This is a genomic window from Streptomyces sp. NPDC057486 (assembly GCF_042802415.1).
Taxonomy (GTDB): Bacteria; Actinomycetota; Actinomycetes; order Streptomycetales; family Streptomycetaceae; genus Streptomyces; species Streptomyces yanii.
Genome location: NZ_JBHVEE010000030.1, coordinates 24,312 through 44,896, shown reverse-complemented (window position 1 = coordinate 44,896; position 20,585 = coordinate 24,312). Strand labels below are relative to the sequence as shown.

The window sequence follows — 20,585 nt, the reverse complement described above, 5'->3', positions numbered from 1 at the left end:
CGAAGGGTAAATCGTGGCAGAAGAAAGTCTCAAGGGAATACTCTCGACGATAGGTAATACGCCGCTGGTGGAACTGGAAAGGCTCGTCCCCGGATTCGGCGGCAGGGTATTCGCCAAAATGGAGCGGTTCAACCCGGGCGGCAGCATCAAGGACCGCTCGGCGATCAGCATGCTCCTGGAGGAGATCCGCAACGGCGGGATCCAGCCCGGCCGTTCGGTCGTGGTCGAGTCCAGCTCCGGGAATCTGGCCATCGGGCTGGCCCAGGTCTGCGGCTACTTCGGCCTCCGCTTCGTCTGCGTCGTGGACGCCAAGACCACCGACCAGAACCTCGCCGTGCTGAAGGCGCTGCACGCCGAGGTCGAGGTGGTCACCGAGGCCGACCCGGTCACCGGCGAGTTCCTGCCGATGCGGCTGCGCCGGGTACGGGAACTCGTGGCCGCGCTGCCGCACTCCTTCTGGCCCAACCAGTACGCCAACCCGCTCAACCCCCGCGCCCACCGTTCGACGATGCGCGAGATCGCGCAGGCGCTCGACGGCCGGGTCGACTACCTGTTCTGCGCGGCGAGCACCACCGGGACGCTGCGGGGCTGCGGGGAGTACATCCGTGAGCACGGCCTCGGCACCAAGGTCGTCGCGGTCGACGCGGTCGGCAGTGTGCTGTTCGGTCCGCCGACCACCACCGAGCGCCGGCTGATCCCGGGCCACGGCGCCTCCGTGCGTCCCGCCCTGCTGGACACCAGCACACCGGACGAGATCGTCCACATCACGGACCTGGAGTGCGTGACCGGTTGCCGACGGCTGTCCCGGCGCGAATCGATCCTGGCCGGCGGCTCCTCCGGGGCGACCGTCGCCGCGCTGGAGAAGCTCAGCCCATCCATCGAGGACGGCGCCACCTGTGTGCTGATCTTCCCCGACGGCGGCGACCGCTATCTCGACACGATCTACTCCGACAACTGGGTGCGTGCGAACTTCGGTGACGTCACCCATCTCTGGAAGGACAAGGAAGGCCAGGTGGCACAGGAATGCTGATTGTCCGCAAGAGCGAGGTGAGCGGCATTCTCGAAAGCCGCTCCGCCGAACTGATCGACCTGGTGGCGAACGCGTACCGGCTCCATGACGAGGGACGCACCTCACTACCGCACTCCACCTTTCTCCGTTTTCCCGACGCGCCGGCCAACCGCATCATCGGACTGCCCGCATTCATCGGCGGCGACAACCCTTCCGCCGGAATGAAATGGATCGCTTCCTTTCCCGGGAACATCCGGGCGGGCGTCGACCGCGCCAGCGCGGTGATCGTGCTCAGCTCGCTGCTCAACGGCCACCCGCAGGCGGTGATCGAGGCCTCGCTGATCTCGGCGAAGCGCACCGCGGCCGGCGCGGCGCTCGCCGCCGGACTGCTGCTGCCCGACGGGGGTGCGGGCACCACCGGCGTCACGCTCATCGGCTGCGGGGTCATCAACGCGGAGATCCTGCACTTCCTCAGTACCCGGCTGCCCTCGCTGACCGAGGCGACCGTGTACGACCAGGACCCGGTACGGGCCGCCGCCTTCGTCCGCACGGCCGAGGAGAAGGCCCCGGGCATCACCGTGACCGTGGCGCGCGAGCAGGCGCAGGCACTGGCCGCGCACTCGCTCGTCTCGCTGGCCACCACCTCCGCGGAACCGTATCTGCCGGTGGACGCCTTCCGACCGGGCTCCACGGTCCTCAACGTCTCGCTGCGGGACATCCGTCCACAGACGCTCCTCGACGCACAGAACGTCGTCGACGACGCCGACCATGTCTGCCGCGAGCGGACCTCCCCGGATCTGGCCCAGCAGCTCTCCGGGAACCGCGACTTCATCGACGCGTCGATCGGGGAACTGGTCGGGGGTGCCACGTCGTTCCGCCGCGACCCCGAACGCACCGTCATCGTCTCGCCGTTCGGCCTCGGTGTGCTCGACCTCGCCGTCGCCCAGCTGGTGTACGAGGAGGCGCAGAAGCAGCAGCTCGGCGTCGCCGTCGACGACTTCCTCACGGCAGCAGAAGCCGCACCCGCAGCCGTACCCGAGGCCTCGGGCCGCTGACCCCGATTCCGCAGACGAGAAGGAGGCCACCGATGGCCGAAGAGCAGAGCGACGACCGGACCTACCTCGTCGTCCACAACGACGAACTCCAGTACTCGATCTGGCTCGCCGACCGGGAACTCCCCGCCGGCTGGCACCAGGAGGGGACTCGCGGCACCCGTGCCGAGTGCCTGGCCCGGATCGAGGAGGTCTGGACCGACATGCGCCCGCTGAGCCTGCGCCGGCGCATGGAAGAGCAGCACAGCGCCGTCTGACAACGGCGCACGCAGGCAGCAGGAGCGGGAGCGGGAGCGACGGCGAGGGGCCGCGGCGGGTATGCGGCGGCCCCTCGCCCGCTGCGCCGGCCCAGAGGTGAAGAGGAGCAGGGGTGGAATCCCAGATGTGGCCGCGGACGTCAGAGACCGACCGTTCCGGTACGGAGCTGTTGCCCGCGCGATTCGAACTGCAGGCGGCCAGGACCCCCGACGCCCTCGCCGTGCTCTCCGGTCGGGACCGGCTCGGTTACGCCGAGCTCGACCGGAGGTCCAACCGTCTCGCACATGCCCTGCGCGACCGCGGTATCGGCCCCGAGGACCTCGTCGCCGTCTGCCTGCCGCGCGGCATCGGCCTCGTGGTGGCGCTCCTCGCCGTCTGGAAGGCCGGCGCGGCGTACGTACCGCTGGATCCCGGGCATCCGCGTGCCCGCCTGGAGTGGGTCCTGGACGACACGGCAGCGCGTGTCGTCATCACCGACGGGCCCACCGCCCGGGGCGCCCTCCGCGACCTGCCCGTCGCCGCCCTGTGCCTGGACGAGGAGCGGGACCGAATCGCCGCGCAGCCCGCGACCGCCCTGCCGGGACCCGTGTCCCCGGCGGCGGCCGCGTATGTCATCTACACCTCGGGATCCACCGGCCGTCCCAAGGGCGTCCTCGTCGACCATGCGGGCATCGCGAACCGCGTCGGCTGGACCGTCCGCAGACACGGTATCGGCCCGGACGACCGGATCCTCCAGAAGACCACGATGAGCTTCGACGCCGCGGGCTGGGAGATCTTCGCCCCGCTGACGGCGGGAGGCACCGTCGTCATGGCCCCCGAGGGCGCCGAACGCGACCCCGCGCTGCTGTTGCGGGCGGTGGCCGAACAGCGCATCTCGGTCCTCCAGGTGGTGCCCTCCGTGCTGCGGCTGCTCGCCGACGAGGACGGCTGGGCCCACTGCACGGAACTGCGGCTGCTGTTCTGCGCGGGAGAGCCCCTGCACGCGGACCTCTGCCGACGGCTGCCCGACCGCATCCGCACCGGAATCTGGAACACCTACGGCCCCACCGAGTGCTCCATCGACGTCACCGCCCACCCCGTCCACCCGGACAGGGAGCAGGGCCCCGTACCCATCGGCCGCCCCATCGACTCCATGCGCGTCCTGGTGCTCGACACGGCCGGGACACCGGTGCCCGTCGGAGTGCCGGGCGAACTGTACGCGGGGGGCCCCGGAGTGGCCCGCGGCTACCTGGGGCGCCCGGGGGCGACCGCCGCGAGTTTCGTCCCCGACCCCTACGGCGCGGCGGGCGAACGGCTGTACCGCACGGGCGACAGGGCTCGCTGGCGCTCGGACGGCGTGCTGGAGTACGTCGGCCGGGTGGACCACCAGGTCAAGATCAACGGAACCCGTGTCGAACCCGGCGAGGCCGAAGCCGCGCTCGCCGCGCACCCCGGTCTCAGCGGTGCGGTCGTCACCCCGTTCAAGGCCCCCGACGACACCGCGCGCCTGGCCGCGTACGTCGTCCCCCGTGCCGAACCCGTGCCCGCCGCCGAACTCCGGGCCTTTCTCCGGGGCAGCCTCACCGAGGCCCTCATCCCCTCCGTCTATGTGACGGTCGACGCCTTCCCGCTCAACGCCAGCGGAAAGGTCGACCGAAGCGCCCTGCCCGACCCCGGCACGGTCGACGACGGGCCGGCGGCGGTCGGGCCCCGCACCGACGACGAGCGGCTCGTCGCCCGCGTCTGGGCCGAACTGCTCGGCACCGGCACGGACACCGTCGGTGCACACGACGACTTCTTCCGCCTCGGCGGCACCTCGCTCCACATGACCCGGCTGCTCGGCCGTCTCACCGCCGCCACCGGCCGCCGCATCGAACTCCGAGACCTCTTCGCTGCCACCACCGTGGCCGAACAGGCCCAGCTGCTCGACCGCGGCGCCCCGACCGACGACGCGGCCACGGTCACGGCGGCCGACCGGGACGCGCCGCTCCCGCTGTCCTTCGCGCAGGAACGCATCTGGTTCCTGGACCGGATGAACCCGGCGAGCGCCGAATGGGTCACCCCCGTCCTGCTGCGCCTGCCCGCCGCCACCGCCCCGGAGGCCGTCCGCACGGCGCTGCGCGCCCTGGCGGACCGGCACGAGATCCTCCGTACGCGGTACGTCAGCGAGCACGGCGAGCCCCGCCAACGGGCCGACGCGCACAGCGCGGTGGACTTCCAGGCACTGGACGCCGGCCCCGAGGGCCCGGCCCCGCACCTGGCTGCGCAGCTGGCCCAGGGCTTCGACCTGGAGCAGGGACCGGTCTGGCGGGCCCGGCTGATCCGCACTCCCGGAGAAGAAGACCTGTTGGTCCTGACCATCCATCACATCGCCTCGGACGGTTGGTCGTCGGTCCTGCTGGAGAACGACCTCCGCGCGCTCTGCCTCACGCCAGATGCGGAGCACCTTCCGGAACTGCCTCTGCAGTACGCGGATTTCGCCGTCAGGCAGCGGGAGCAGTCCGGCGACGAGGAGAGCGCACGACAGCTCACCCACTGGCGCGAGGCCCTCGACGGAATCGCCCCGCTCGATCTCCCCACGGCTCGCCCGCGGCCCGCCGAACGCGACATCAGCGGCTCGGTGGTCGGCTTCCATGTCCCGCACGGCGTGACGAAGCAGGCACTCGCCCTCGGCCAGCACCACGGGGCCACCCCCTTCATGACCCTGCTCACCGCCTTCTCCGCCCTGCTCTCCCGGTACACGGGCAGCGAGGACATCGCGGTCGGCACACCGGTCTCGGGCCGCACCAGGCCCGAGAGCGCCGGGGTCGCGGGCTGCTTCCTCAACAACCTCGTGCTCCGCTGCGATCTCGGCGGCGACCCGACGTTCACGGCGGTGCTGGAGCGGATACGGGACACGGTCCTGACCGCCTTCGCCCACCAGGACCTCCCCTTCGAGCGCCTCGTGGATGCCTTCGGCGACCGCGACCGCTCACGCACCCCGCTCTACCAGGCCGCCTTCGACCTGCTCGACGAAGGCCAGACCGGGTCCGCGCTCAGCGACAGCGACCTGGCTCTCCTCGGCGACAGCTGGCGGACCGCCAAGACGGACCTCACGCTCTTCGTCCATCTGGAGCCGGGCGGCGGGGCGCGCTGCCAGATCGAGTACGCCACGGCGCTCTTCGAGCGGGGCTGGGTGGAGAATCTCGCGGCCGGCTTCGTACGGCTTCTCGACGCCCTGGCGAGCGACCCGTCCGGCCGTATCTCGCAGGCTCCGTTGCTCGGCGCCGCCGAGCAGGCCCTTGTCGCACCCGCCGCCGTGGACGACGCCGGGCAGGCCAGGACGATGCACGAGGTCTTCGAGGAGCGGGCCGCGGCGACCCCCGGCGCGGTGGCCGTCGTCGCGGGTGAAACCGAGCTGACGTACGGCGAGCTGAACGCGCGAGCGAACCGGCTGGCCCACCGACTGAGGGCGCTGGGCGCCGGACCAGAGGCCCTGGTCGGCGTGTGCCTGGAGCGCGGCCCCGAGCTGGTGCCCGCCCTGCTCGGCGTACTGAAGTCGGGCGCCGCGTACGTTCCGCTGGACCCGGCGCATCCCCTGGATCGCTGGGAGTTCATCCTCGGTGACACGGCGGCCTCGCTCGTGGTCACCACCTCGGAGTTCGCCGAACGGCTGGGGCGGATCCACTCCGGGACCCTGATCGTCCTCGACGAGGAAGCGCCGCAGGAACGGGGTGGGGCGGACGCGGAGCCGTCGAACCCGGCGCCGCTGCCGGCCGGGCCGGACTCGACGGCGTACGTCATCTACACGTCGGGCTCCACGGGGCGCCCGAAGGGTGTGTGCGTGAGCCACACTCAGGTGTGGCGCCTGCTCGCCGTCGGGGACCGGCACTACGGCTTCCGCGCGGACGATGTGTGGCCGCTGTTCCACTCCTATGCCTTCGATGTGTCGGTGTGGGAGTTGTGGGGTGCGCTGGCGCACGGTGGGCGGCTGGTGGTGGTGCCGTTCGACGTCGCCCGGTCGCCGGACGATTTCCTCGATCTGCTGGTCCGGCACGGGGTGACGGTGCTCAACCAGACGCCCTCGGCTTTCCGGTCGCTCGTCGGCGCGGCGGGGTCGGGCGATCCGCGGATCGATCAGCTGGCTCTGAGGGCAGTGGTGTTCGCGGGGGAGCGGCTGGAGTTCGCCGAGCTGGCTCCGTGGGTGGAGCGGCTGGGTCTCGACCGACCGCAGCTGCTGAACATGTACGGCATCACGGAGACCACCGTCCACTCGACGTACCACCGCATCACCGAGCACGACCTGACAGCCGGTGGCAACCCGGTCGGGCGCCCGCTGGAGGATCTGCGGATCCATCTGCTCGACCGCCACGGACAGACCGTGCCCGTCGGCGTCACCGGCGAGATCCATGTCGGCGGACCGGGCGTCGCCCGTGGCTACCTGGGGCGGCCGGGACTCACCGCGGAGCGTTTTCTGCCCGATCCGTTCGGTCCGCCCGGCGCGCGCTTCTACCGCAGCGGCGACCTCGCCCGGCGCAACCCGGACGGCACCCTGGACTTCCTGGGCCGTATCGACGACCAGGTGAAGATCCGCGGCTACCGCATCGAACTCGGCGAGATCCAGGCCGCCCTGGCCGATCGGCCGGCCGTCCGCGACGCGGCGGTGGTGGTACGGGAGGACCGGCCGGGCGACCGCCGGCTGGTCGCCTACGTGGTCATGGCACCCGACGCCTCCGCCGACGGCGGTGAGCTGCGGGCGGCCCTGGCCGACCGGTTGCCGTCGTACATGGTGCCCGCGGCCTTCGTCGTGCTGGACGCCCTGCCGCTGACCGCGAACGGCAAGCTGGACCGACGGGCCCTGCCCGCACCGGAGCAGCAGAGCCTCCACACGGGCGGGGACTATGTGGCCCCCCGCAGCCAGGCCGAAGAGGCCGTCACCGACATCTGGGCCCGGATCCTGCACACCGAGCGGATCGGGGTCCACGACAACTTCTTCGAGCTCGGCGGGAATTCCCTGCTCGCGCTGCGGCTGGTGGCCGCGGTCCAGGAGCAGTTCGACATCGACCTGCCGGTGCGCAAGGTCTTCGACATGCCCTCGGTGGCCGAGCTGGCCGCCGAGGTTGAGACACAGCTCAGAGCGGACATCGCGCGGCTCGACGACGCCGCACTGCTGACGGACCCGATGCTGGCGGAGGAACGAGAGATATGAGCGCCGGAGAGACCGAGAAGTCCGCCACCGCCGTGGCGGCGGCCCGCGAGGAATTGCTGCGGCAGCGGCTCGCCGGGCGCCGCGCGGCTCCCCGCGCGGGTATTCCGCGCGCCGACCGCGAAGGTACCCTGCCGCTCTCCTTCGGGCAGCAGCAGCTCTGGTTCCTGAGCAGCCTCGACCCGGAGAGCCCCGAGTACCTGGTGCCGGTCCTTCGCCGCCTGCGCGGACCGCTCGACCTCGGAGCCCTCCACGCCGCGTACACCGAGATCGTCGCCCGGCACGAGATCCTGCGCACCCGCTACCGCCTGGAGAACGGCGAACCCGTCCAGGTCGTCGACCCGTCGGGCACCCCGGACCTGCCGGTCACGGACCTCGGAGCGCTGCCCGCCGCCGCACGCGAGCAGAAGGCCGCCGACCTGGCGGCCGAGGCCGCTGCCGCGCCCTTCGATCTGGCGGGCCAGTGGCCGGTCCGCGCCCGGCTGATCCGGCTCGCGGAGGACGACCACCTGCTGGCCGTGGTGTTCCACCACATCGCCTGCGACGCATGGTCCATCCAGGTGTTCGAGCGTGAACTGGGCGCGCTCTACGGCGCGTTCGCCGCCGGCCGCCCGTCACCGCTGCCCGCACTGCCCGTGCAGTACGCCGACTTCGCCGCATGGCAGCGGAGCCGTATCGCCGGTCCCGAGCTCGACCGTCGCCTCGGCTACTGGCGCGGCCTCCTCGCCGACAGTACGCCCGCCGAGCTCCCCACTGCCCGGCCCAGGCCGCCGGTGCGGGACTGGCGGGGCGCTGCCGTACCGCTGGAGCTGCCGGAACCCCTGGCCGCCGGGCTGCGCGCCCTGTCCAAGGAGCACGGCGTCACCCTCTACACGACGCTGCTCGCCGCGTTCCAGGCGCTGCTGTCCCGCTATACCGGACGCGACGACATCGCGGTCGGCACCGTCGTCTCCGAGCGCACCCGCCCCGAACTCCAGAACGTCATCGGCTACGGGATCAACTCCCTCGTGATGCGCGGAACCTGGCAGGGCGAACCGGCTTTCACCGAGCTGATCGCCGCGGCGCGGAGCACGGTACTCGGCGCCTTCGACCACCAGGAGGTGCCCTTCGCGCGCCTGGTCGACGAGCTCGCCCCGGCCCGCGACACCTCCCGCACCCCGCTGTTCCAGATCGCCTTCACCCTGCACGAGGCGGCGGACGGCGCGCTCGACCTGCCCGGAATCGCCACCTCGGTCGTCGAACTCCCCTGGCTCACCGCGAAGTTCGACCTCGCGCTGCAGATCGAGGAGACAGCGGGCGGCAACCTGCGCGGCCAGCTGGAGTACGCCACCGCGCTCTTCGACCAGCCGTGGATGGACGGCTTCGCCGCATCCTTCCTGCGTCTGCTCGACGGCCTGGTCGCCTCCCCGGACAGCCCCGTCACCCGGCTGCCGCTCCACGGCGAGCGGGAGAGCGCCGTCGTGGCGCCGCCCGCGGTGCGGCCGGCCGGTGACGCACGGCCGATGCACGAGGTCTTCCAGGACCGTGCGGCCGAGAACCCCGCCGCGGTCGCCGTCGTCGCCGGCGACGAGGCGCTGTCGTACGGGGAACTCAACGCCCGCGCCAACCGGATCGCCCACCACCTCAAGGCGCTCGGCGTGGGCACCGAGGATCTGGTCGGCGTCTGCCTCGGACGCGGCAGCCACCTCGTCCCCGCCCTGCTCGGCGTGCTGAAGTCCGGCGCCGCCTACGTGCCGTTGGACCCCTCGCACCCGGTCGACCGGTGGGGGTTCGTGCTCGGCGACACCGGGGCGCCGGTCGTCGTCACCACCTCGGAGTACGCCGAGCGGCTCGCCGGCGTGTACGCGGGGCGGATCGTCGTCCTCGACCACGACGCGGTCGCGATCGCGGCCGAGTCCGAGGCGAACCCCGCCTCCAGCACGGCAGGCCCGGACGCGCTGGCCTATGTCATCTACACCTCCGGCTCCACGGGGCGCCCGAAGGGTGTGTGTGTGAGCCACACCCAGGTGTGGCGGCTGCATGCCATCGCCCGCAGGCACTACGCGTTCCGCGCCGACGATGTGTGGCCGCTGTTCCACTCCTATGCCTTCGATGTGTCGGTGTGGGAGTTGTGGGGTGCGCTGGCGCACGGTGGGCGGCTGGTGGTGGTGCCGTTCGACGTCGCCCGGTCGCCGGACGATTTCCTCGATCTGCTGGTCCGGCACGGGGTGACGGTGCTCAACCAGACGCCCTCGGCTTTCCGGTCGCTCGTCGGCGCCGCGGGGTCGGGCGATCCGCGGATCGGTCAACTGGCTTTGAGGGCAGTGGTGTTCGCGGGGGAGCGGCTGGAGTTCGCCGAGCTGGCTCCGTGGGTGGAGCGGCTGGGTCTCGACCGACCGCAGCTGCTGAACATGTACGGCATCACGGAGACCACCGTCCACTCGACGTACCACCGCATCACCGAGCACGACCTGACAGCCGGTGGCAACCCGGTCGGGCGCCCGCTGGAGGATCTGACCATCCACCTCCTGGACCGCCACGGGCAGGTCGTGCCGGCCGGAGTGCCGGGCGAGATCCACGTCGGAGGTCCCGGCGTCACCCGGGGCTATCTCGGCCGCCCCGCGCTCACCGCCGAGCGTTTCGTCCCCGATCCGTTCGGTCCGCCCGGCGCGCGTCTCTACCGCAGCGGCGACCTCGCCCGGCGCAATCCGGACGGCACCCTGGACTTCCTGGGCCGTATCGACGACCAGGTGAAGATCCGTGGCTACCGCATCGAACTCGGCGAGATCCAGGCCGCCCTGGCCGGCCGGCCCGGCGTCCGCGACGCCGCGGTGGTGGTGCGCGACGACGACGCCGTGGGCCGACGGCTGATCGCGTACGTCGTGCCGGAGGCCGGACGCGCCCCCGACGGCGGCGCGCTCAGGGCCGCCCTGGGGGAACGCCTGCCCTCCTACATGGTCCCCGCCGCGTTCGTCGTGCTGGACGCCCTGCCGCTCACCGCGAACGGCAAGCTGGACCGGCGCGCCCTGCCCGCACCCGAGCAGCACAGCCTTCACACCGGCGGGCAGTACCTCGCGCCCCGCAACCCCCTCGAGGAGCAGATAGCCACCGCCTGGTCGCAGGTTCTCGACGGCGACCGGATCGGTGTCCACGACAACTTCTTCGAGCTCGGCGGGGACTCGATCCGTGCGGTGGTGCTGGTGGGTGCGCTGCGGTCGGCGGGTGTGGATGTGTCGGTGCGGGATGTGTTCGAGTTCCGTACGGTTGCCGAGCTGGCGGCGTCGGTGGGTGGTCGTGGGGTGGTGGAGCGGGAGCGGCCGGTGGAGCGGTTCGCGCTGTTGTCGGCCGCGGACCGGGAGCGGGTGCCTGTCGGGGTGTCGGATGCGTATCCGATGTCGCAGGTGCAGCTCGGGATGCTGGTGGAGATGCTGGCCGACGAGGAGCAGCACAGCTATCACAACATCACGCTGTTCCGGATCCGCGACGAGCAGCCCTTCGACGCCGATGCTCTGCGTGACGCGGCGGCGCTGGTCACGAGCCGGCACGAGATGCTGCGTACCTCCTTCGCGGTCTCCGGCTACTCCGTGCCGATGCAGCTCGTCCACGAGCGGGCCGATGTCCCCGTCGAGGTGCGGGATCTGCGGAAGCTGGACGCCGAACGGCAGCAGGCGGAACTGGAGGCGTACACCGCGAGTGAGCGCGCCGCCGTCTTCGACACCACGCAGGCCCCCATGATCCGGATCTCGGCCCATGTGATCGACGAAGGCAGCTGGTGGTTCGGACTCACCGAATGCCACTCCATCCTGGAGGGCTGGAGTTTCCACTCCCTCGTGATGGAGATCCTGGACACCTACCGCACCCTGCGGGACGGAAGCCTGCCGGCGCCCGTCGAGCCCCCGGCGGTCCGGTACGCCGACTTCATCGCCGCCGAACAGCGCTCGCTGGCCTCCGCGGACGACCGCGCCTACTGGCACGACGTCGTCGATCGCCACGCGACGTTCTCCCTCCCGGCCGCCTGGGCCGGTGACCTGGGCAAACCGCGGGACAACTACCGGGTACGCATTCCCTACCAGGACCTCGACGCCGGGCTGCGCGCGCTGGCCGCCGAGGTCGGTGTCTCACTGAAGAGCGTGCTGCACGCCGCGCATCTCAAGGTGATGAGCATGCTCACCGACGAGCCCACCTTCTTCACCGGACTCGTCTGCAACGCCAGGCCCGAGGCGGAGGGCGCCGACCGGGTCTACGGCATGTACCTCAACAGCCTGCCGTTCGGATACGACCGCACCGCCGTCACCACCTGGCGCGAACTGGTGCGCCGCACCTTCGACCGGGAGGTCGAGCTCTGGCCGCACCGGCGGTTCCCGATGCCCGCCATCCAGCGCGAGAAGGGCGACGGCGCCCGGCTGCTCGATGTCCGCTTCAGCTACCTGGACTTCCACCAGGTGGACACCGAACTCGTGGACTTCGGGGCGAGCATCGACGACTCACTCACCGAATTCGCCCTCGCCACCCTGGCGGTGGGCGGCCACGTGGTGCTGATGTCGCACACCCACGTCATGACGCGGGAGAACGCCGACCGCCTCGCCGGGATGTACCGGGCGGTGCTCGAAGCGATGGTCGCGGACACCGACGGGGACGCACGCGACACCTTCCTCCCCGAGGGCGAACGGGAGCTGCTCGTCGAGGAATGGAGTGCCACCGCGGCCCCGGTGACCGCTGTCGCGACGGTCCCCGAGCTCTTCGAGTCCTGGGCGGTCCGCACCCCCGAGGAGACTGCCGTCACCTACGGGGAGGACCGGCTGACCTACGCCGAGACCGATGCCGGGGCCAACCGGCTCGCCCATGAGCTGCGCGCGCTCGGAGCCGGCCCCGAGTCCGTGATCGGAGTCCTCCTCGACCGCGGTCCGGAGCTGATCGTCTCCCTGCTCGCCGTATGGAAGGCGGGCGCCGCCTACCTGCCGTTGGACCCGGGCCAGCCCGCGGCCCGTACCGCCAGGATGCTGGGCGCCGCGGGCGCCCGACTCCTGGTGACCGCGACGGCCCACAGCGACCGGCTCGCCGACGCCTTCGAGGGTCACCAGGTCGTCCTGGACCGGCCCGAGTCGTCGGCCTCCATCAACCGCCGCCCCGCCACCCGGCCGGAGGTCTCCACAGACCTCGACCGGCTGGCGTACGTCATCTACACCTCGGGCTCCACCGGTGTCCCGAAGGGGGTGCAGATCACCCACCGGGGCCTTTCGAACCACATCGGCTGGGCCGCCGACACGCTGGCGGCACGCGGCACCGGAGGCGCCGCTCTCTTTTCCTCCGTCGCCTTCGACCTGGTCGTGCCCAACCTCTGGGCGCCCCTGGTCACCGGCCGCCGCGTGCACATCCTGGCGCAGGACTTCCCGGTCGAGGACCTCGGTCCGCTGCTGCACGAAGCCGGCCCCTTCAGCTTCCTCAAGCTGACCCCAGGCCATCTGGAGATCATCGCGCACCGGCTCGACGACACCCGGGCCAAGGAGCTCGCCTCGGTCGTCGTCGTGGCGGGCGAGGCCTTCCCGGGGCGCAGCGCCGACCACTGGCTGCGCCTCCTCGGCCCCGGCCGGCTCATCAACGAGTACGGGCCCACCGAGGCCTCCGTCGGCAGCACCGTCTTCCCCGTCGACGTGGAGCGCCCGGGCGGCGCCGAGACCGTGCCGATCGGCAGCGCCCTCCCCGGCGCGACCCTCTTCGTCCTCGACTCCACGCTGTGCCCCGTTCCCGTCGGCGTGCCGGGAGAGCTCTACGTGGGGGGTGCGGGAGTGGCGCGCGGATACGCGGCCCAGCCGGGCCTCACCGCCGAGCGCTTCGTGCCCGACCCGTTCGGTCCGCCCGGCGCCCGGCTCTACCGCACGGGCGATCTGACCCGGATGACCGAGGGAGGCGTCGTCGAGTTCATCGGTCGGATCGACGAGCAGGTGAAGATCCGCGGCTACCGCGTGGAGCTCGGCGAGATCCAGGTCGTCCTGGCCGAACACCCGGCCGTCCAGGAGTGCGTCGTCGTCGCCCACCGTTCGGCGACCGGTGATCCGCGGCTCGTCGCCCACTACGTGCCGGCCGACGGCCGGGCCCCGGCCACAGCGGAACTGGCCGCCCACTGCGGTGCACGGCTGCCCGCCTATATGACGCCCGCCGCGTTCGTCGTGCTGGACGCCCTGCCGCTCAACCGCAACGGCAAGGTCGACCGGCGGGCCCTGCCCGCACCCGACGAGGCCTCGTTCGGCCATGGCGAGCGGGCGTACGTCGCACCCCGCAACCCCCTCGAAGAGCTGCTGGCGACCGCCTGGTCGCAGGTCCTGGAAGCCGACCGGATCGGTGTCCACGACAACTTCTTCGAGCTGGGCGGCCACTCGATCCGTGCGGTGGTGCTGGTGGGTGCGCTGCGGTCGGCGGGTGTGGATGTGTCGGTGCGGGATGTGTTCGAGTTCCGTACGGTTGCCGAGCTGGCGGCGTCGGTGGGTGGTCGTGGGGTGGTGGAGCGGGAGCGGCCGGTGGAGCGGTTCGCGCTGTTGTCGGCCGCGGACCGGGAGCGGGTGCCTGTCGGGGTGTCGGATGCGTATCCGATGTCGCAGGTGCAGCTCGGGATGCTGGTGGAGATGCTGGCCGACGAGGAGCAGCACAGCTATCACAACATCACGCTGTTCCGGATCCGCGACGAGCAGTCCTTCGACGCCGACGCTCTGCGTGACGCGGCGGCGCTGGTCACGAGTCGGCACGAGATGCTGCGCACCTCCTTCGCGGTCTCCGGCTACTCCGTGCCGATGCAGCTCGTCCACGAGCGGGCCGATGTCCCCGTCGAGGTGCGGGATCTGCGGAAGCTGGACGCCGAACGGCAGCAGGCGGAACTGGAGGCGTACACCGCGAGTGAGCGCGCCGCCGTCTTCGACACCACCCGCGCACCCCTCATGCGCATCGGCGCCCTGCTCGAGACCGACCGGAGCTGGCGGCTCACCTTCACCCAGTGCCACGCCATCACCGAGGGCTGGACCTTCCACTCCCTCGTGATGGAGATCCTGGACAACTACCGCACCCTGCGGGACGGAAGCAGGCCCGCGCCCGTCGAGGCCCCGGCGGTCCGGTACGCCGACTTCATCGCCGCCGAACAGCGCGCCCTCCAGTCAGCCGACGACCGTGCCTACTGGCACGACCTCGTGGCCCGTCACCCCAAGTTCACCCTTCCCGCCGCCTGGGCGGACACCACCGCGCCCCGCGCGGACTACCAGATCCATGTCCCGCACCGGGACCTGGAGCCGGGGCTGCGCGCACTGGCCGCAGAGGCCGGCGTCTCACTGAAGAGCGTGCTGCACGCCGCCCATCTCAAGGTGATGAGCATGCTCACCGACGAGCCCACCTTCTTCACCGGACTCGTCTACAGCGCCCGGCCCGAACTCGAGGGCGCCGACCGGGTCTACGGCATGCAGCTCAACAGCCTGCCCTTCCCCTTCGAACGCACCGCCGCCACCTGGCGCGAACTGGTGCGGCAGACCTTCGACCGCGAGGTCGAGCAATGGCAGTACCGGCGCTACCCGATGCCCGCCATCCAGCGTGAAGCGGGAGACGGACAACGGCTCATCGATGTGCTGTTCACCTTCCAGGACTTCGACCAGATGGACACCGACCTCGTCGACACCGACGCCGGTGAGGGCGACGACTCCACCGAATTCGCGCTCGGAGTGCCCACCACCCCCGGCTACTTCACCCTGCGCACCCACACCCACGCACTCTCCCGGCACCACGCCGACCGACTGGCGGGGATGTACCGGGCCGTGCTGGAGGCGATGGTCGCCGACTCCGACGGAGACGCACGGGCGACCTGTCTGCCGCCGGGGGAACGGGAGTTGCTGCTCGACACCTGGAATGGCGCACCGCTCACGCTCGCCGCGGGCGACGGCTGTGTGCACGAGGTCTTCGAGTCATGGGCAGCCCGTACCCCCGAGGCGATCGCCGTCTCGTACGGCGACGAGCGGCTCAGCTACGCCGAGGTGAACACCCGGGCCAACCGGCTCGCCCACCAGTTGCGCGCCCTCGGCGCGGGCCCCGAGTCGGTCGTCGGCGTGCTCCTGGAGCCGGACATCGAACTCCTGCCCGCTCTGCTCGGCGTCATGAAGTCCGGCGCCGCCTATCTGCCCCTCGATCCGACCCAGCCGAAGGGCCGCCTCGCCTACATGCTGAGCGACGCGGGCGGGCCCCTCGTCGTGACCCGCAGTGCACACATCGAGGCGGCGGCAGGGGCGCGCGGACTCGTCCTCATCGACACGGACGCCGACACCCTGGCCGGCCGCCCGGCCACCGACCCGGAGCCGCTCGCCGGGCCCGACAACGCCCTGTACGTCATCTACACCTCGGGCAGTTCGGGGCGGCCCAAGGGTGTCACCCTCACCCACCGCAATCTGCTGCGGCTCTACGCGGCCACGGCCGATCGCATCGACCTGGACTCCTCGCAGGTCTGGGCGCTGCTGCATTCGTACGCCTTCGATGTCTCCGTCTGGGAGATCTGGGGCGCGCTGCTGCACGGCGGCCGGGTGTCCGTCGTGCCGCCGGCGGTCGCCCGTGACCCCGAGGCACTGCTCTCCCTGCTCGCCGAGCAGCAGGTGACGACGCTCTCGCTGTCACCGGTGGCCTTCCGCGCGCTGATCGCCGCGGCGGGCGGCGACAAGGCGCGCCTGGACGCCCTCGCCCTGCGCACCGTCGTCTTCGGCGGGGACGGCCTGGACGTGTCCGATCTCGCTGAATGGCTGGCCCATCAGGGACTGGAACGCACCGTGCCGATCCAGGCGTACGGCCCCACCGAGACGACCGTCCACGTCACCTTCCGCCGGGTCACGGCCGACGATGTCGCGGCCGGCGGCGCCGTGCCGCTCGGGCGGGCCGTGGACGACACCCGGGTCCGCGTCCTGGACGGCGAGGGGCGGCTCGCCCCCGTCGGGGTCCCGGGCGAGCTGTACGTCAGCGGCGCGGGCCTCGCCCGCGGCTACGCGAACCGCCCGGCGCTGACCGCCGAACGCTTCCTGCCCGACCCGTACGGTCCGCCCGGCGCGCGGATGTACCGGACCGGTGACCTGGCGCGCGTGCGGCAGGACGGGGACCTGGAGTTCCTGGGCCGCGCCGACGAGCAGCTGAAGATCCGCGGCTATCGCATCGAGCCCGGCGAGATCCAGACGGTGCTGACCGAGCACCCGCGGGTCCGCGAGGCCGTCGTGGTGGCCCGGCAGTCGGAGCAGGGCGACCGCCGCCTGGTCGGCTACGTGGTCCCGGTCGGGACGGACGCCCCGACCGCCGCCGAGCTGGCCGCGCACTGCTCGGAGCGGCTGCCCGCCTATATGGTCCCGTCGTCGTTCGTGCCGATGGCCCGGATCCCGCTCACCGTCAACGGCAAGCTCGACCACGCCGCACTGCCCGCCCCCGACCGCTCCTCCGGCTGGTCGGACCGCGCATTCGTGGCGCCGCGCACCGACGTCGAGCGGCAGCTCACCGAGATCTGGTCCCGGGTGCTCGATGTGGAGAAGGTCGGCATCCGCGACAGCTTCTTCGACCTGGGCGGCGACTCCATCAGCGTGCTCCGGGTGATGGCCGAGGTCCGTGAGGCCGGGCTGCCCGTCACGCTCCGCGCCCTCTACCGGGCCGGGACGATCGAACAGCTCGCCGCGTCACTGGCCACATCCGCTCCCCGCACCCGGCCCGCCCCGAAGGGGGCTGTCGCGGAGGCCATGGAGCTGCACGGCGTACCGGGGGCCAGCCTCGCGGTGCTGCGGGACGGCGAGTTGGTCGCGCTGGAGGCGTACGGGGTGGTGGGTGCCGGTTCCACGGACCGGATCACCCCCGACACCCCGTTCAAGGTGGCGTCGGTGAGCAAGCACATCACCGCACTCGGCGCACTGACGCTGGCCGCCCAGGGGGTCATCGACCTGGACGCCGACATCAATACCTATCTCACCGGATGGCGCGTGCCCACTCCCGGCGAGAAGGGCTATCAGGGCGGCATCGTGACGGTGCGTCATCTGCTGGCGAATGTGTCCGGGCTCGCCCCGGAACCTGCCTACGACCCCTATCTCCCGGGCGACGCCGTGCCCGGCGTCCTGGACGCGCTGCACGGCCGGCCGCCGGCCCGTACCCCCGCCGTCCGCTTCGAGCACACACCGGGGGATGTGTTCCGCAAGAACCGGCTCAACTACCTGATCCTGGAACAGCTGATGACCGAGGTCACCGGCGACCCCTTCCCCGAACTGATGCGCACCCTGGTCCTTCAGCCGCTCGGCATGGTCCGCAGCGCCTACGACTGGGCCCATCACGCGCGCTCCCGCCGCCCCGTGGCCCTCGGCCACGACGCGTCCGGGCGGCCCGTGCCGCCCGGGCTGCCGATCCACCCCTCGGTCGCCGGCGGCGGACTGTGGACCACGGCCGGCGATCTCGCCCGGGCCGCCGCCGAGATCCGCCGCGCCCACCTCGGGCAGGGCGCCGACCTCCTCACCCAGCCACTCGCCCAGCAGATGCTCACGCCTCATCGGGACGCCCTGTACGGACTGTCCACCGTCGTCGACGCCACAGGCGACGACATCGAGTACGGCGCCTTCGGCGAGTTCGAGGGCTACTGGGCGATGAGCCTCACCCGGATCAAGGACGGCGACGGGCTGATCGTGCTCACCAACGGCGACTCGGGCCGCGAGGTCGGCCGCGCGGCCATCGAATCCCACCGGAGCGACTCCTCGTCCTTCGGCGGCCAGTGGTGACCGAGGCCCTCGGGGCCGCCCGTTCACCCGGACCTGCCACAACCGACAGAAGGGATCACCCCATGCCCGACGTACGCCATCTCATCTCCATCGACGATCTGACCGACGAGGACCTGACGTCGATCGTCACCCGGGGCGCGGACTTCTCCGCGGGCCGCGCCAGCGGGGACCGCCCGCTGGCAGGGCTCGTGGCCGGCATCTACTTCGCCAAGACCTCGACCCGTACCCGTACCGCGTTCTCCAGCGGCGCCCTGCGCCTGGGCGCGCAGATCGTCTCGTACGGCCCCAACGATCTCCAGACCAACACCGGGGAGACCACCGAGGACACCGGGCGCGTCCTCGCCGGCATGCTCGACCTGCTGGTTGCCCGCACCGCCGCCGACCCCGCCGAGATGCGCAGCTGGGCGTCGCAGGGCGGAATGTCCGTCGTCAACGCGATGAGCGCCGATGAGCACCCCACCCAGGCGCTGACCGATCTGACCACGCTCCTCGGCCGGTTCGGGCGGATCGAGGGGCTGCGCGTGCTCTACGTCGGCGAGGGGAACAACTCCGCGGCGGCCCTGGCGCTCGCCCTCCCGAGGTTCAGGAACATCACCCTGGAGCTGCGCACCCCGCCCGGGTACGGACTCGCCCCCGCGACCCTCGCCCGCGCCCTCGCCACCGCGGAACGCACCGGATCCACCGTCGTGGAGCGGCACGACATGGAGGCGCTCCCCAAGGATTTCGACGCCGTCTACACCACCCGGTGGCAGACCACGGGGACCAGCAAGCCCGACCCCGACTGGCGGGACGTCTTCGCGCCCTTCCAGGTGAACTCCACGCTGTGGAAGGGGAGTCCGGACGCGGTGTTCCTCCATGACCTGCCCGCCCACCGGGGCGAGGAGGTCACCGCCGAGATCCTCGACGGACCGGCGTCGATCGCCTTCCAGCAGGCCGAGAACAAGATGCACAGCGCCATGGCGGTCCTCGAATGGTGCCGCACCGGCCCCGTCGGCCGCCCGGCGTCCGGTCTCACGGTGGAGGGCGGCGCGGGAGCCAGGGCCGTGGCCACGGCCGGATGACGGCTCCGCCGGGTGAGCAGGAGGACACCGGCACGGCCGACTCCGCCCCCCTCCAGCCCCTGCGCCGCAACCGCGACTTCGTCCTCCTGTGGAGCGGCGTCGGGGCCACACTGCTCGGCGCACGCGCCTGCCATGTCGCATACCCCTTCCTGGTCCTCTGGTACACCGGATCGGCGAGCGACGCCGGACTGGTCGGCTTCGCCGCGCTCCTGCCCAATCTGCTGGTGCAGCTGCCCGCGGGGGCGCTCGTGGACCGCTGGGACCGCAGGCGGCTGATGATCCTCTGCGATCTGGGCTCCCTGGTGGCCACCGCATCGGTCGCCGTCGCGGTGGCCACCGGCCGGATCAACCTCGGCCACCTGGTGGCCGCCGCCTTCGTCGGCGGCAGCCTGGCCGTCTTCCACCAGCTCGCCGAACGGGCTGCGGTACGCCACCTCGTACCACCCGGACAACTGCCCGTCGCCCTCACCCAGAACGAGGCGCGCTGGCGGGCCGCCGGACTGCTGGGGCAGCCCGTCGGCGGGGCGCTGTACACCGTGGCGCGCTGGTCACCCTTCCTCTTCGCGGCCGCGGCCCATCTGCTGTCGCTGGTCTCGCTCCTGCTGATCGGAAAGCCGTTCCAGGGCCCGCGCGAGACCGAACCGCGTCGTCGGCTCGCCGTCGAAGTCGCCGAAGGGTTCACCTGGACCTGGCGGCGTCGGTTCCTCACCACGCTGGTCGGGCTGATCGCCGCCACCAATCTGCTCTTCCAGGGCATCAGCCTCGCCGTGATCCTCATCGTGCGCGACGGCGGAGGCTCGGCCGCGCTCCTGGGAACGATCACCGCCGTCGGCGGGATCGGCGGGATGCTCGGCGCACTCGGCGCGACCTGGTGGACCCGGCGGGCGCCCCTGCGCACCGTGGTCATCGGCAGCATCACCGTCTGGGCCGCCGTCATTCCCCTGCTGATCGTGGTGCGCGCACCGGTCGTGATCGGTGCCCTCCTCGCCGTCATGGCGTACGCGGGCGGACTCGTCAATGTGGTGGGCGGCGTCTACCAGGTGTCCGTCACCCCCGACGAGATGCAGGGGCGCGTCAGCAGCGTCCTTACCCTCATCGCCTCCGGCGCCGGCGCGCTCGGCGCGCTCGGCAGCGGCTTCCTGCTCGACGGGCTCGGGGTGACCGGCACCCTCGCCGGGATCGCGGGCTGCATGGTGCTCCTCGCCACAACAGCGCTGGTCACTCCGGCACTTCGGAACCCCGACCCGGCACCGGGCGAGGACAACTCGGCGGTATAGGCCCGGTATAGCGCCTCTTCCTAGTTTCTGGACC

The 20,585-nt window shown here is 71.8% G+C and carries 7 protein-coding genes; all 7 read left to right on the top strand.

Features of this window, described 5'->3' with window-relative positions:
- The first annotated feature begins 13 nt into the window (after nt 1-13).
- The 7 genes from sbnA (at nt 14) to ACFU6I_RS16665 (ending at nt 20,551) form a co-directional block, all read left to right on the top strand.
- Nucleotides 14-1,030, top strand: a complete 1,017-nt coding sequence (gene sbnA, locus ACFU6I_RS16695) for a 2,3-diaminopropionate biosynthesis protein SbnA (protein WP_384366652.1) — start codon at nt 14-16, stop codon at nt 1,028-1,030.
- Nucleotides 1,024-2,064, top strand: a complete 1,041-nt coding sequence (gene sbnB / locus ACFU6I_RS16690; protein WP_384366649.1) for a 2,3-diaminopropionate biosynthesis protein SbnB — start codon at nt 1,024-1,026, stop codon at nt 2,062-2,064. The genes sbnA and sbnB overlap by 7 nt, the downstream gene beginning before the upstream one ends.
- A gap of 32 nt (nt 2,065-2,096) precedes the next feature.
- The gene (locus tag ACFU6I_RS16685; RefSeq protein WP_266980505.1) at nt 2,097-2,318 is read left to right on the top strand and encodes an MbtH family NRPS accessory protein; all 222 of its coding nucleotides are present in this window, start codon (nt 2,097-2,099) and stop codon (nt 2,316-2,318) included.
- 113 nt (nt 2,319-2,431) lie between these two features.
- Nucleotides 2,432-7,486 carry an amino acid adenylation domain-containing protein gene (locus ACFU6I_RS16680; RefSeq protein ID WP_384366646.1) on the top strand — a complete coding sequence of 1,685 codons (5,055 nt, stop codon included), beginning with the start codon at nt 2,432-2,434 and terminating at the stop codon, nt 7,484-7,486.
- A complete protein-coding gene (locus ACFU6I_RS16675; protein WP_384366643.1) occupies nt 7,483-18,213 on the top strand; it encodes an amino acid adenylation domain-containing protein in 10,731 nt (3,576 codons plus the stop codon). The genes ACFU6I_RS16680 and ACFU6I_RS16675 overlap by 4 nt, the downstream gene beginning before the upstream one ends.
- A gap of 62 nt (nt 18,214-18,275) precedes the next feature.
- Entirely contained in the window at nt 18,276-19,274 is a 999-nt protein-coding gene (locus ACFU6I_RS16670) for an ornithine carbamoyltransferase (RefSeq protein WP_384366640.1), read from the top strand.
- Entirely contained in the window at nt 19,271-20,551 is a 1,281-nt protein-coding gene (locus tag ACFU6I_RS16665) for an MFS transporter (RefSeq protein ID WP_384366638.1), read from the top strand. Before ACFU6I_RS16670 ends, ACFU6I_RS16665 begins: the two co-directional genes overlap by 4 nt.
- The last annotated feature ends 34 nt before the right edge of the window (nt 20,552-20,585 follow it).

Excerpts from the sequence above, each read along its gene's own strand:
- ACFU6I_RS16685 (WP_266980505.1), top strand. The coding sequence starts at position 2,097 with ATGGCCGAAGAGCAGAGCGACGACCGGACCTACCTCGTCGTCCACAAC.
- sbnB (WP_384366649.1), top strand. The coding sequence starts at position 1,024 with ATGCTGATTGTCCGCAAGAGCGAGGTGAGCGGCATTCTCGAAAGCCGC.
- ACFU6I_RS16665 (WP_384366638.1), top strand. The coding sequence starts at position 19,271 with ATGACGGCTCCGCCGGGTGAGCAGGAGGACACCGGCACGGCCGACTCC.
- ACFU6I_RS16675 (WP_384366643.1), top strand. The coding sequence starts at position 7,483 with ATGAGCGCCGGAGAGACCGAGAAGTCCGCCACCGCCGTGGCGGCGGCC.
- ACFU6I_RS16670 (WP_384366640.1), top strand. The coding sequence starts at position 18,276 with ATGCCCGACGTACGCCATCTCATCTCCATCGACGATCTGACCGACGAG.